The organism is Streptococcus sp. HMSC034E12 (assembly GCF_001835915.1).
In the GTDB taxonomy this organism is placed as follows: Bacteria; Bacillota; Bacilli; order Lactobacillales; family Streptococcaceae; genus Streptococcus; species Streptococcus vaginalis.
In genome coordinates this window covers 40803-53854 of sequence record NZ_KV826434.1, presented here as the reverse complement: position 1 = coordinate 53854, position 13052 = coordinate 40803, and the positions used below count along the sequence as shown (strand labels likewise).

The following is a 13052-nucleotide window of genomic DNA, read 5'->3' as shown; positions in this document are numbered from 1 at the left end:
ATAACTAAATTATGAAATTCTAAACCAACCAACAACTTTACCGAGTTTAACTGTTCCAGTAGAATCATAGAGTGAGCCATCCGCCATCCATTGACGTTTCACACGACGAGTGATCCCACCGCCACCAATTTCCAATTGGTCATTGATACCGTTCTTATTATGGTCAGAATACCCATCAATATTCTGCTCCACGCCATCAATACTTTTTCCATCTGAATCCGTCACACAGACACCAATGTGTCCATATACCAAACCATCCGTCTGAATGACATAGAAATCACCTGCTTTAGGATTCACACCCCAAGCATCGTAGATAACTTGGAATCCATTTGACTTTGCTTTTTTCAAACAGTCAATGGCATTAGTATAGGACATATTCTTGTCCGTAAGCTCTTGAACAATCTTATCTATCAGGGCAACACACTGTCCGCCATAAGGGTTAGATGGAACGGTCACCTTTTGACCGACCTTGGATAAAGCTGACGCAACCACACGGCTTGCAACGCTAGTTGGAATAGCAGTTGTTGTCCTTGAAGCAGCGTTAACCTTGAGTGTTTGTCCAACTTTAAGGATATCCGACTTCTTCAAACCATTCACCACAAGAAGGGCATCTACTGTTAAACCAAACTTCCGAGCGATTCCATAATACGTATCGCCTTTCTGTGCTTGATAGGTCTGCTCACTATGGCCTTTGGTTGTTCCTTCTACATCCTGCTCTAGCACCCATGACTTGATTCCATCAAGTAGATAAGCTCTCTTACTGTTGGACTGGTGAACATTCTTCACTTGGAGGATTTTGTAGGTGCGCCCTTTGACCCAGTTGGCGATTTTCTGACCAGTCTGATAATGAGTCGCATGAGGCAACACCCTAAGACTATCACCAACAAGATAGATTGATTTTGAAGGAGTTCCTGAACTCCCAACAGTTGAACTGGGGGGCGAGGGAACTATTGTCTTGACTTCAACTCCTGTTATTGCTGATACAAGACCTCTCGCAATGTCCTCTTTCTTGTTTTCAAAAATCGCCATATCTTGTTCATTATCGATGAAGGCAATCTCCACCAAACGATAGGTATATCCACGACTTGCTGCTTGGTTAGCATTATAAAGCCAATCTACCTTCTTAATACCACGATTTTGGAAATAACGTGAAAGGAGAGATAGGATAGCCACATCTTCCTTGTCTGCTTCTAAGGAAGATTGAATCAAGACTTCTGTACCTTTGGCACTACCATTAAAGGCATTGAAGTGCAATTCAGTAATTGAGGCGTAACCTTTACCAATACTAGTAATACTCCGATAATCATAAACATTTTGTTCGGTAATAAAATCAATCTGTTGTCCACTGTACTTAGACATTAACTTGGCTAATTCTCGAACCTTTCCTGCTTCTGTGATGCCTAGTTTGGCATTCACTGCTCCAGGATCATAGCCTGTTCGCCCTTGCCCATGACCACAAATGACTAGATGTTTTCCCATATCTTCTCACCTCTCGTTGATTTGTTTTAAAATTGCTTGTAGTTTCTCAGGTATTGGTAGACCAATTCGAACGGTATTTTCTAAGATACTTAACCCCTCATTACTGAGATAAAAGAAAATGACCATGGTTCGAATTGTTCCACCCTGCTGGATGATTGCAGTATCAATCAAATGACCTAGTGAAACTAAAAATAAAATGGCTATCTTTTTAAAGATGCCACGAAAACCGATACTACTAGACAATTGTTTCTCTACAACCGCCGCAAATATTCCAGTAAGATAGTCAATAATGATGAAGACAAGTAAAGCATATAATATACCATCCAACTCCCCAAATAGACTACCAATCAAGCCTCCAATCATGGAGAATAAAATCTTATTAAGAGTTAACAGTTCCTTCATCAGTCACCTCACTTTCTACTGAACCTTCCTGCACAATGGCAGGGTCTGACCAATCCGGTTGACCGTTCTCATCAAACCGCATCAGATAAAAACAATCATGGAATAAATCAGAAAGATTCAGAGTTAATGTGGTACTGCCCCACTGATTAAAAGCCCAAACTGTTTCTGTTGTAACCAACTGCCGCTTTCCATTTTTAATGGCAGGTCGCCTTACTTCTTCAAGATACATGTAAAAATCCTGCTCTGCTGTCTTACAACGAATGAATTCTCCATTCTTACGCATGTAAGCGAGAGCTGTCTCCAAATCAAATGGTTCTGTTACTTTGTCAATATTGAGTAATGCCATGATAACTATTCTCCTTTCCCTTCTTCAGGTTTTGTCTGTACTTCTAACAGTTCTGTCAATTCCTGTTTTTCTTTACGCAATAGGCTAAGTTCCTCATCCCTTTCCACCAATTGGATGGCAATGAGGTTCTTAGCGGTGATTTCATCAGATAGCTTGGTCACAAGCTCCTGGATAGTTAGTTTTAGTGATTGGTTGATTTGTTCTAGATTCATCTGTGAACTCCTTTATTTAATCGTATCCCATGTCAAGATGACGTCACCTCGACCTGTGATATTTACTAAGTGTTTAAAATTGTGATTGAATTGATGAAGTACGTCTTTCAAGCTGACATAGGTTGTCCCATTTCGATAGATGCGGATATCACCGATATTCAAAATGGAGCTTGGGCGGTCAGAAGCTTTAAAGGCATCAATACTCAATCGGTTAGGCAATGTTACAATTTCCCAGCCATCTGGATTGGTATATGGAGCACTAGCTAAACGTACCTTATCCCCCACCACATCAATTTGGTCGGTATCAGTACCGTTCCATGCTCGAATCCCTACAAAGCCACCGTCATTGGCATTCCAGTTATTCCATCGATTGGAACCGATAATGGTTACACCACATGGTTTCCCGTTTGACGTTCCTGTCTCAAAGGAAACCCATTGGTGGGGATATCCACTAACCTCACGAGAAATGGATGGAGAGTTGGTATAGAACTTAATGTTTCCAAGTGATAGATTGATTTTCATAGCTCCGTTGATTGCTGACAAGATTCCACCAGAAATTTTGTTGGCAGATAGGGTTACTGACTGCACTTGGGTTATAAAGGCTGATTTGGCAAATAACTGCTTAAGATAGGCTTCTGTTGCCATAAACTTGGTAAAGAAAGCTTGGTCAACCTTTAACTTATCCGCAGTGATTGCTTCTGCTCCAATTCGAGCTGCAGAGATAATACCTGTCGTAATCTTTCCTGCATCAAGACTGGCAATCTTACCGCTCGCAATCACTCCATCTTGAATATAGGTTGTGCCTGTAATTTGGACGAGTTTTCCATCGATTTTGACGGACCCATCCTTATTGAGGTTAAGTTGACTCAAAACTGTGCCTGCACTCGTTAAATTTCGAATAGACCAAGAACCAGCTAATGTGGACATTTGAGTTTGGATAGCATTAACTGCAGTCGTAGTTGCTCGACTACTTTCCAAGTTTCCAACTCTTGTGACAATACCATTTGCCGTTTGAATAACCTGTGAAAGATTACCTTGCACACTACCGATGGTCTGAACATGACTATCCACGGTACTTTTTACTTCATTAAAAGCACGAACTCCTACAAGCTCCGCAAGAGATGGACTCCAAGCATTGTTCGATTTCCCTTTTTTAACACTGATGTCACCAATATACAAATCGGCTGAGTGACCCTCAACCGTTGACTTGTTATTATCAAACCGAATATAGCCCTCATCAAAATTTCCTGTATTAAAAGTAACAACTATATCCTCCGCACTCGCTATTGAAAGCTTTCTGTTTGAAATCAATTGTTGAGCAGAATCAAAATTAGCAGTACTGCCTTTTACTCGTTTCAAGAACCAGACATCCATACTTACTAGGGAAGAATTGTTAAAACCTTTAAAATACAAAGTGTAATCTGTATTTCGCTCAACCATAAAGCGATTTAATCCAAAAGTTTTCTCAGCAGTTGAACTTGTGTTCCTAATAATGTACATTTTTTTGTTATTGTTATAGAAAAATGTATGTGTGGTAAGTGAGGAATTGGGATATGGAGTATAGCCATCTGTTGGATTTCCCCATTCAACCAAGTTCTCTTCACCTCTCGGAATCAATGTCTTTGTCTCTGAAATCATTCGACTAAAACTATCTGATGTTTCCCTGACTTTGTTTTCCAAAATAGTCGTTGTCGCATAAGGGGTAAGAGCAGAATTCGTAATATAACCACGTCCAACAATATTACTATCTACCTGAGCTTTTGTTTGATAACCTTTGGATGATATTGCTGATTCTACTTGAGTTGAAGTTAATCGTTGTTCGATTTGACCTGCTTGTGTCCGAATTGATGTTTCCGCATTTGTCATACGTCCAGTTAAATTATTAAAATCTGTCTGGGAAACCTTTGTTTTTACTGCATCAGAAGTGACTTTTAGGTCAGCCTTAGTTTGCGTAATTTGATTCCCATTTGTATTGGCTTTTGATAAGGCAGCATCCGCTGTGGTTTTTACCCCATCCACAAAAATCTTGTCAGCTTTCAAGAGTATAGACTGACTGGTTTGTGTAATACTTGTCGTGTGGCTATCAACTGTCCTTTTCACATTATTAAAATCTAACTGGCTAACTTTAGAAGAAACATCATTTACCAGTTGACGAATAGCTGTCTCAGCAGTCGAGAGTTTTCCTGAAGCTTCTGTCAATCTTGTTGATATCTGCTCAACACCATTTGCAGTCTGATTTATTACGGTACGAACAGATTCAATTTCACTAACAGTATCCGCAGGATTATCAGAATACCCTGTATCGACTGATGATTTCGCAACCTTTAAGCCTGCAACGAAAAATCGTACTCCATTAGGTATAGTACTCCCACCATACTCTGTCCGAAATTGAAGGGAGCCATCACTTAAAACATGAACTGTTTTAGAATACCGTTTCCAAAATTGGGTTACTGCAATTGTCTCATCCCTTTCAGCAACTCGAGCCACTGGTGCTCGATAGACAGGAGACCCTGTCCATGTTGAGGATAATTTTACATTCTCAAGTGGCTGACTTGCCCTTGCAAAAAAACTAAAAGTAATCACATCACCATTTTTAACAGCTATATTTTGATGACTACCATTATAGCCATGTTGCGTTGATCGAACTTTAAGGCCTCTGAACTCCTCTGACTCAATATGCCAGTTAGAACCGTGATGCCAGGTATTACCTTTGTCACTCCAGTCTCTTGTTCCAGTCATGAGGTTTAACCCATCAAAGGCGGTTGGGATTTTCCCTTCAACTTGTATTATCTCAGTTGTAATCCTATTTCCTAAGTGAGTAATTAGAGTTTCTGCACTTGTCAGTCTTTGTTTGGCAAAGTCGAAATCACTTGATTTTACACGTTGTGAAATCTGTTCACCCTGCTGTCGAATGGTGGATTCTGCACTTGTCACTCGACCTGTTAAGCTATCAACCAATTGCTTACTTGCAAGGAGTTTTATATCCTCTTTAGTTTGGTTAATACTTGTCGTTGCTGTCGCAATCTGACCAGTTAAAAGCGATTTAGCAAGGTCAACCAAGCGACTAGCTTCAGCTATTGCTTGGGTTTTGGCACTTGCTATTTTCGTTTCTGTTTGATTTCGCTCTATAGTCGTCAGGCGATTGGCTTCTTGAATGGCATCAACCTTGGCTTGTTCTGCTCTTCTGAGAGCTTGAGAAGCCCCAGTCTGTGCCTGCTCTGCCTTGAGCTTGGCTTCATTAGCTAGACTAGTGTTTGCCCCAGACTTGGCAAGGATATCCTGAAACGTGCGATTATTCTCCGCTTCATGTGTCCGCATTTTTTGGTTAATGACAGAAATATCTGAATCAATACTAGCCTTAATCCTATCCGCATATACCTCACCATGACTCTGTGCCTGCTCAATAGCATCATCAATGGCAACTTTTCGTTTATCAAACTCCGCTTCAAAAGCTCGGTTGGCATTCTCAAGTGCGACTTCAATAGAAACAACTTCACTCCGTTGATTTCCTTCAATGAGGTTACTTGCCAAATTTGATAAGCTGCCTGCCGACTTGCTTGAACCAACACTCGCTTTGTCATCAAAGGTGATGGTACGGTAAGTCTCAGCCAACGGATCATAATCATATGCGATGGCTTTCTTTGACATATCAATTCCATGGAGCTTACTTTTCAGAGTTACCGTGTCCCCAAGATGAACGGTTTGACCATCTAGCTCAAACGCTTCAATGACAATGGCATCCTTGGGTTTATCAATGCCCTCCAATCGAAACTTGTCACTAGCCCACTCGATCAACTCCTGTCGAGTTTTTAGATTGTTATTCGAATAGCTAACCTCATTTATAAATGGATAGGAATTAATCAAGGGACTATCAACTGTTACTCTTAGATTAGTCTCCTCTTTCTGACCTTCATTTTTGAAGGTTGAAGTTGCATGAATCCGAGTAATGACCTGAGAACTTTCCTTGGTACGCTGGTACTTTTTCAAATTGTAGTGGGTCGATATGACCACACCACGGTCTTGACCTCGGTTGGTTCTGATGGAAATGGCAAGGTTATCCCGAACCAACTCTCCCTCCCAAGTACCAACAATGGAATGTTTGCCATCAAGCAAAGCTGAGTAAAGTGTTTGTTCCTTATCGCTTGTGTAGGTTCTGTTCCTTACGATATCGCTGGTAAAAGAAAAGTCACCCAAAGGAGACTTGCTCGCCATGACTAGAGAAGAGAGAGCTGTTGCACAGGCAACTTGTTCACAAGAAAAAGGAGAAACAATTCTAGTCATGACATCATCTGAAATATGATAAGCTGTCACTTCTAGAGTTGAATCACCTTCAATAATTTTCTTGATCCGAAACAACTGGTGTCCTAATACTGGTACTGGACTTCGAACCAAATAATCCTCTTTAAGCTCACGATACAAACCACTATCCGTAATTGGATAGGTAAAGGTCAAAACAAAATCCCCATTCAAGGTTTCCTTGACACTTGCCTTAATGGTTTCAGGAAGTGGTTTTCCATGCCATTTTGCCGTTCGAACAGTTTTGTCCAATAATGATAACACTAAGCCCACCCCCAATTCATTTCTATTGTTAATGATGTGATGCCAGCACCTAAGACAACTCCAACCGAGTCATTTCTGGCCGCATCAATGGAAATAAAATCGCCAGACCATTTTACAGGCTGACCTCTTTGTGTCTTAAAACTTGGCTGACTAGGATTATTATCCATAATGAGTGTTTCTTGTAATCGCTCCAAGCGTATGACATCATCCCCAATCGTAAAGCTAGTTTCACTACTTGAGTTGCCGCTTATGGTAATCTTTGGAAAAGCAATGGCTGAACCTTGACTTCTCAAAGTACCACTAGTCCTAAACACCTGCGAGGTCGTCGTTTTGAACCACTTGGTTGGGTGACAAGAAAAGGTAACCTTAAGTTCATACACCCCCAACTTATCCTTTTGAACTGGAGTATGGTAAACCTTGTAACACCAAAATCGTATGGTCTTGAAACTAGCATTCTCAAGCCAAAATCCTTCTTTCAAAAATAGCTTCAAAAAGGAAAATAACTGTTCTTCACTAGGTTGTACAAGATAGAGGGTGTAGCTCAGTTCCATGACACTTCTGCGAGGATTGGTTTGAAGAACCGCTCCTGACAGGCCTTGGTGTTCTATCAATTGCGTCTTACTTTCACTTACTCTGATTGAAGGACTATCTTCCACGATTACCTTAAAAGGAAAACTAGACGTGGATACTCCACCAATGGTTAATGCATTATGTCTAATCATGGTTTCACTCCTCTCAATCCTTGTTGACGTTCTAATTCATACACAAGTTTTTCTCCAACCATCTCCGCTAGTCGGTGAAGGTCAGTCTCTTCTCTTACTGTGTTACCTGTAATAGTAATGTGAATGGGTGGTAGATTGCTTGTCATGGTCTTTGCGATTCCTCGACCAATTGCACCTAACGTTTGATCATTCAAAGGCAAGACTGCTTCTTTTCCAGCCTCACCTCCAACCATTAGGCTATTGCCGTTTACCCCAAATGCGGTTGGTTTGGTTAAAATTCCTCCTTTGGCATACCAATCTATAGAAATTCTTGGAATACCGCCCTTCAACCAATCGAGCGGATTGGCTGAACCAGATACTCGAAAATGAGGAAGGGGAATATGCGGCCATCTGATTTGGAAGTTAAAAAGATTTTTAATGGCATTGATGGCGTTACTTACGGCATCTCTCGCTCCATTGATCGCATTTGAAATGGTATTCTTGACACCATTCCAAACGGATGACACCGTGCTTGAAATGCCATTCAAGACACTAGAGACCGTGTTTCGGATACCGTTCCAAATATTGGAGACTGTTGAGCCGATGTTAGATAAAATACTGGATATGGTCGATTGGATTGCTGACCAAATGGATGAAACGACTGAACTGATAGCTGTCAGTAAATTTGAGATGGTATTCTTGATACCTGTCCAAGCAGTTGAGATGTACTGGGCGATGAAATTGAGGGCTAAGGAAATAAGGGACTTAATGCCCTCCCATGCCATCGACAACACCTGTTTGATGGTTTCCCAAGCGCCAGTCCAATCACCAGTGATAACCTGCATGACTGCCTTAATGATACCAAGTACCACATTGATAGCAGTCTCGACAACAATCTTTATCATCTCCCAAGCGGCTGTAATGATGAGTTTAATATTTTCCCAGCTTGCCTGGATGAGCGGCCCAAGAATAGTCATCACCGTTTGAATAACCGTAGTGATGGCATTCCATACCGTGGTTGCAGCATTTAAAATCAATTGCTGGTTTTCAGTCCACCATGTGGTTAGCGTTCCCCAGATGGACATAACAAAACTAGAAATCTGCTGGCTGATCATGGACAGAAAGGCAAAGATACTATTCCAGATTTCCGTCACAGCCGTTCGAAAGCCTTCGTGATTCGTCCAGAGTTCTTTTAACCCAACAATCAGCAAGGTAATGGCAGCTACAATACCAACAATAATCCCCACAATCGGCAAAAATGCCGTTATCATTCCAACTACGGTTGTCCCCATAGCGGCTGCCGCAACCTGTAAGCCCAAGAAAACAGGAAGTAACATCCCTACCACAGCTAAAATTCCTGTGAAGATAATGACGACTTCCTTGATGGGACTGGATAAGTTGGTAAACCAAGTCGCTAGTTGACTAACAATGTCTGCCAAACTTTGAAAGACTGGAATAAGCATCTCTAGAATCGGTTGACCGATAGCTGCTAGAGCATTAGTTCCAGACTGTCTTAAGTTTCCCAGAACGTTTTCCAGTCCGTCTGATTCCCTTGCAGCTTGTCCCAAGGCTCCAGAGAGTTCATTGCCGTCCTCTACCATTTGGAGAAGTGTTAACTGCTTCTGAGCTTCTGATAGTTCATTGAAGGACTTTCCATAGAGCTTGTTCGCCGCTGCATTACGAGTGGTTTCTGTCGCAGAAATACCTAGAGCTGCGTCATTTTCATAGTTTCCTTTGAGGAAGGACTGTAGGTTTTCGGTGACTTCTTCGATGGATTTGTCGTAAAATGCTGCCCCATCAGCCGCTGCTCTGGTGGCACGAGTGGTCAGATCCAAAGCCTGAGCCGTATCCATTCCAGAGGTTTTGGCAAAGGAAGCCATCTGAGTGAAGGAGCCTTGAAGACGCTCTGGAACAATGTCCATCTCTTCCCCAATCTTATTGAGGGCATCCTTAGCAGCATTCTCCATATCCCCAAATACGGTAGAGAATTGGGCATTGCTGGCTTGAAGTTGAGCTGCCGCAGACATGGACTCTGTTCCGACTTCGAAGATTTTCTGAGAGATGTTTGCTAGCTTCTCACTGGTCGCTTGAAGTGCCTCAGCCCGAATGGTGTCAGACATGGCTTTCATGCCATCTTGAGCACCATCGGCAGAGGATTTGGTCTCATCCATCTCGTTGTTCAGGTTATTGAGAGCGGTCTTTGCTTGGTTCAACTCAGCTTCCATCTTATTGGCTTCAATGGAATTCTCACCATATTCACTCTTTGTCAGGGCTAGTTGCTTTTCGAGATTGGAAATTTGTTTAGAAACAATTTCTGACTGTGCTCCAATCTTTTGTTGTGCTATGGCATTGCGTTCTGCTTCGGAACTATTGGATGACAAAGCACTTTCTTGTAACTCAAATTGAGACGTGACCTTGTTCATCTCACTTGCTAACTGCCCCTGCTCCACTTGGAGTTTATCTAATTGTTGAGCCGCTGAACTACTAGCTCGACCGTGATTCTCAAGTGTTGATGACACATCAGCTAACTTAGTTTCATAGGACGTTAGCAGCCTTTGAGTAGTTTCCACCTCACGTTGAAAGGCACGGTACTGGTCTGCCCCAATATCCCCAGCCTTAAATTGAGCTTCCACCTGTGATTGAGCTTGACGGAGCGTTGCCAATTTTTCTTTGGTTGTCTCGACTTGTTTTGCCAAGATTTCCTGCTTTTGAGTAAGGAGGGTGACATTGCCTGTATCAAACTTGAGAGCCTTATCAATTTGTCTTAGTTCTTTGGTAGCTTCAGATGCTTGTTTGTTTACACCCTTTAAGGCATCTTGTAAGGGTTGAGTATCGCCACCAATTTCAATCGTAATTCCCTTTATGTTTCCAGCCATAGTACCTCCTTTCTACCATCAGAAATTATCAAAATCAGCTTGAGTTGCTGGGCGTGTTTGAGAAGTTTCTCGAGTACGCATCTCCACATAGTCTGTTTGGTAGTCAAGTGCCATCCCAATAGAGATATGTTTTAAATCGTCAATGGTCAGGCCAGTCTCCTTACAACAGGAGAAATAACTCTCTACTGTGAAGATTTCTTCACTCGCTGTTTCTGTTTCATCTGCTTTTTTCTGGTTGACATCCCTTGGTTCAACATATTCATCAAGACAGGGGCTACTTCCTGAACTGGAAATTCTTCCATCTCCATATAAAAATCCACAAATGGTTTCACTCGTGGATTGGCTGACTTCGCAAAGACCCAAAAGATTCGATGGAAAAATGTCATATCGAAATCAGACAGAATAGAAACATCAATATGATGTGCCTGTAATTCCTCTCCATCTTCTAATTGGTCAAGTTTTGCCAAGATTGCTTGACTATTGACCATCGAGAATAAATCTTGAAAATAGTCCTTGCCAAACTGCTCTTTATAAGCGATTGGGGTATAGGCATTGGTTGCTAACTCGTAGGTCGTGCCTGCTATGGTAATACTTTCTCTCATTGCCTTCTCCCTTACCTACGAGGTTCAAAAACTGCCTTGAACCAGTTTTCACGAATCTCATCGCTCGTTTCCTCCGTTGTACGTCTACGTACAACCTTATCAAGTGGGCGAGGGCTGGCAGTAAAGGTCAACTCTACCTCATTGATATCTGAACCAGACTTGGTTTTTGAACCAACAGTCGGACGAGATGCGTAACAATAATACAAAACGTGTAATGTTTCTTTTTTATCCCCTTCAAAACGGAACATCAACGCAAAATTTTTCTTTTCGCTGTTTGCGATTTCTGAAATGGTATTTGTCGTCGCATCCAACTGCTCTCCGAGGACTCGAGTCAAAAATTCCTGCGTTAGAAGGGCAACTTTTAGTGTTCCCTCATAGCCATCATTTGACTCTGTTGTATAAAAATTGATATTGTCTGCCTTATATGAACCCTTATCGCCAGTTGGTTCAAGGGTTAATTCTGCAGCACCACGAAGTCGTTCTACATTGCCGTATGTCAACGTACCATCAGAACCTTCGCTTGTAACTTCTGCCCAATGGACATCTTGTAGTCCAAAGGTGACCTTATTCTTTTCAGCCATATTATCCTCCATGTAATGTGATGTAATAGGTTATTTGGTAGAGTTTCTCTGATGAGATATAGGTCTCTACTTTTTCAAAGTAAATAAGGTGGCTGTCAAATAATGACTCCACCTTTTGTTCAGTTGCTATATCTTTCTTAGTGGTATAGAGTTCCACTAGCAGGTTATTCTGCTTATGATAGGTCCAATTGTCTGCACCATGATTTTCTGAATCAGTCACCAAATACACCAGATACGGTGGTCTTGGACGACTCCCTTCTTCAAAATGATGGTAGGCGAGTGGGAGCTGTAATTCTTTGAGAATGGAGTACATTTCGCTCAGTAACATGTCATATCACACTCGCTTTCTCAGCTTTTCTTCTAAGGATTGTATTGCTTGTTTCTCAACAGGTGCGATATGCTTAATTCCCTCAACTCGCCCACCAGAGCTTTTGGCATGACCATCTTCTAACAGATGCGTCAGGCCTGGCGTTCGATTATGAATAGTCTTGGTTAGACCTGTACTGGTATCAATCGTTGCTTTACTCTTCCACCCTTTGGCATAGGAACCACTCTTTCTAGGTGACGTTACTTTCAAGGTTACGATGGATTCCTCGGTGACTTCCTCTACAACTTCACGCATCACCTCTGTTGTATCCTCTACAAATTCCGCCAGCTCATTTGCGATGGCAGTTTCTAGTGCATCCAGTCCAATTTTAGTCAAATCTCTCCTCCTTAATGGCGACTATGTAAATCAGTTGTCGTGGCACTGTATCTCCATCAATAGACTCAATCCCATAAGTTTGACCACGAAATTGAATGTGAGTCGTTAAGGAATGAAGTCCAAGAATTGCCTTTTCATACCTGAGGGTGAACTGGACTTTCTCTTGTTCCAGTTTCGTCACACTCCCACCCCTTTCGGTCAAGGTGAGAGGACGACAAGAGCACCACCTGTCAAATAAAGGTATCCATGTCGAAGTTTCATTGCCAATCTCATCTTGAACAATCTGTCGAATCTGAAATGACAAGCGTTCCCTCAATGGTGCAATCTTCATCAGAACACATCCTTTCGTTCAGCCAGCAGCAAATGATAGAGAGTCTCTTTCAACTCCTTATGATTGGCATCTTCTCTGTGTTCATAAAGATAGGCAACCCCATATAGGATTGCCGTCTTTAGAACATCTGAATACGTCGATTGTCGTAAAATATCTTCACAGAGTTGTTGACTGGTTTCAAGCAACTGCTCAATCAGCCCATCCTCATCATCGTGTTCCACTTTGAGATATTGTTTTGCCTCTGCTAAACTAACCATAA

13 protein-coding genes are annotated in these 13052 nt (G+C 41.8%); all 13 read right to left on the bottom strand.

Annotation, left to right across the window (positions count from 1 at the left end; all coding sequences use genetic code 11):
* Nucleotides 1-9: 9 nt before the first annotated feature.
* On the bottom strand, nucleotides 10-1479 hold the full coding sequence (locus tag HMPREF2574_RS03420) for a LysM peptidoglycan-binding domain-containing protein (RefSeq protein ID WP_060794289.1): 1470 nt from the start codon (nucleotides 1477-1479) through the stop codon (nucleotides 10-12).
* A 6-nt stretch (nucleotides 1480-1485) separates the two neighbouring features.
* A complete protein-coding gene (locus HMPREF2574_RS03415; protein ID WP_042754177.1) occupies nucleotides 1486-1881 on the bottom strand; it encodes a phage holin family protein in 396 nt (131 codons plus the stop codon).
* Nucleotides 1859-2227 carry a hypothetical protein gene (locus HMPREF2574_RS03410; RefSeq protein ID WP_024052966.1) on the bottom strand — a complete coding sequence of 123 codons (369 nt, stop codon included), beginning with the start codon at nucleotides 2225-2227 and terminating at the stop codon, nucleotides 1859-1861. Before HMPREF2574_RS03410 ends, HMPREF2574_RS03415 begins: the two co-directional genes overlap by 23 nt.
* 5 nt (nucleotides 2228-2232) lie before the next feature.
* Nucleotides 2233-2439 (bottom strand): hypothetical protein, encoded by a 207-nt coding sequence (locus HMPREF2574_RS03405; protein WP_002943561.1) that lies wholly within the window; start codon nucleotides 2437-2439, stop codon nucleotides 2233-2235.
* A gap of 12 nt (nucleotides 2440-2451) precedes the next feature.
* Entirely contained in the window at nucleotides 2452-6999 is a 4548-nt protein-coding gene (locus HMPREF2574_RS10825; RefSeq protein ID WP_024052965.1) for a phage tail spike protein, read from the bottom strand.
* Nucleotides 6999-7721 carry a hypothetical protein gene (locus HMPREF2574_RS03395; protein ID WP_024052964.1) on the bottom strand — a complete coding sequence of 241 codons (723 nt, stop codon included), beginning with the start codon at nucleotides 7719-7721 and terminating at the stop codon, nucleotides 6999-7001. The genes HMPREF2574_RS10825 and HMPREF2574_RS03395 overlap by 1 nt, the downstream gene beginning before the upstream one ends.
* A complete protein-coding gene (locus HMPREF2574_RS03390) occupies nucleotides 7718-10576 on the bottom strand; it encodes a TMP repeat protein (RefSeq protein WP_024052963.1) in 2859 nt (952 codons plus the stop codon). The genes HMPREF2574_RS03395 and HMPREF2574_RS03390 overlap by 4 nt, the downstream gene beginning before the upstream one ends.
* 182 nt (nucleotides 10577-10758) lie before the next feature.
* Nucleotides 10759-11178, bottom strand: coding sequence for a hypothetical protein (locus tag HMPREF2574_RS03385; RefSeq protein ID WP_003054982.1), 420 nt, complete (start codon nucleotides 11176-11178; stop codon nucleotides 10759-10761).
* A gap of 11 nt (nucleotides 11179-11189) precedes the next feature.
* Nucleotides 11190-11759 carry a major tail protein gene (locus HMPREF2574_RS03380; RefSeq protein WP_024418890.1) on the bottom strand — a complete coding sequence of 190 codons (570 nt, stop codon included), beginning with the start codon at nucleotides 11757-11759 and terminating at the stop codon, nucleotides 11190-11192.
* Between the two features lies 1 nt (nucleotide 11760).
* Nucleotides 11761-12087, bottom strand: coding sequence for a hypothetical protein (locus HMPREF2574_RS03375; RefSeq protein WP_024052961.1), 327 nt, complete (start codon nucleotides 12085-12087; stop codon nucleotides 11761-11763).
* A gap of 6 nt (nucleotides 12088-12093) precedes the next feature.
* Nucleotides 12094-12462 carry a hypothetical protein gene (locus HMPREF2574_RS03370; protein WP_024052960.1) on the bottom strand — a complete coding sequence of 123 codons (369 nt, stop codon included), beginning with the start codon at nucleotides 12460-12462 and terminating at the stop codon, nucleotides 12094-12096.
* The gene (locus HMPREF2574_RS03365; RefSeq protein WP_024052959.1) at nucleotides 12455-12793 is read right to left on the bottom strand and encodes a head-tail adaptor protein; all 339 of its coding nucleotides are present in this window, start codon (nucleotides 12791-12793) and stop codon (nucleotides 12455-12457) included. Before HMPREF2574_RS03365 ends, HMPREF2574_RS03370 begins: the two co-directional genes overlap by 8 nt.
* Nucleotides 12793-13050, bottom strand: a complete 258-nt coding sequence (locus HMPREF2574_RS03360; RefSeq protein ID WP_024052958.1) for a head-tail connector protein — start codon at nucleotides 13048-13050, stop codon at nucleotides 12793-12795. The genes HMPREF2574_RS03365 and HMPREF2574_RS03360 overlap by 1 nt, the downstream gene beginning before the upstream one ends.
* Nucleotides 13051-13052 lie beyond the last annotated feature (2 nt).

What these genes read in the sequence shown, in the direction of transcription:
- HMPREF2574_RS03420 (WP_060794289.1), bottom strand. Translation starts at nt 1,479, where the DNA reads ATGGGAAAACATCTAGTCATTTGTGGTCATGGGCAAGGGCGAACAGGC.
- HMPREF2574_RS03415 (WP_042754177.1), bottom strand. Translation starts at nt 1,881, where the DNA reads ATGAAGGAACTGTTAACTCTTAATAAGATTTTATTCTCCATGATTGGA.
- HMPREF2574_RS03410 (WP_024052966.1), bottom strand. Translation starts at nt 2,227, where the DNA reads ATGGCATTACTCAATATTGACAAAGTAACAGAACCATTTGATTTGGAG.
- HMPREF2574_RS03405 (WP_002943561.1), bottom strand. Translation starts at nt 2,439, where the DNA reads ATGAATCTAGAACAAATCAACCAATCACTAAAACTAACTATCCAGGAG.
- HMPREF2574_RS03395 (WP_024052964.1), bottom strand. Translation starts at nt 7,721, where the DNA reads ATGATTAGACATAATGCATTAACCATTGGTGGAGTATCCACGTCTAGT.
- HMPREF2574_RS03390 (WP_024052963.1), bottom strand. Translation starts at nt 10,576, where the DNA reads ATGGCTGGAAACATAAAGGGAATTACGATTGAAATTGGTGGCGATACT.
- HMPREF2574_RS03385 (WP_003054982.1), bottom strand. Translation starts at nt 11,178, where the DNA reads ATGAGAGAAAGTATTACCATAGCAGGCACGACCTACGAGTTAGCAACC.
- HMPREF2574_RS03380 (WP_024418890.1), bottom strand. Translation starts at nt 11,759, where the DNA reads ATGGCTGAAAAGAATAAGGTCACCTTTGGACTACAAGATGTCCATTGG.
- HMPREF2574_RS03375 (WP_024052961.1), bottom strand. Translation starts at nt 12,087, where the DNA reads ATGTTACTGAGCGAAATGTACTCCATTCTCAAAGAATTACAGCTCCCA.
- HMPREF2574_RS03365 (WP_024052959.1), bottom strand. Translation starts at nt 12,793, where the DNA reads ATGAAGATTGCACCATTGAGGGAACGCTTGTCATTTCAGATTCGACAG.
- HMPREF2574_RS03360 (WP_024052958.1), bottom strand. Translation starts at nt 13,050, where the DNA reads ATGGTTAGTTTAGCAGAGGCAAAACAATATCTCAAAGTGGAACACGAT.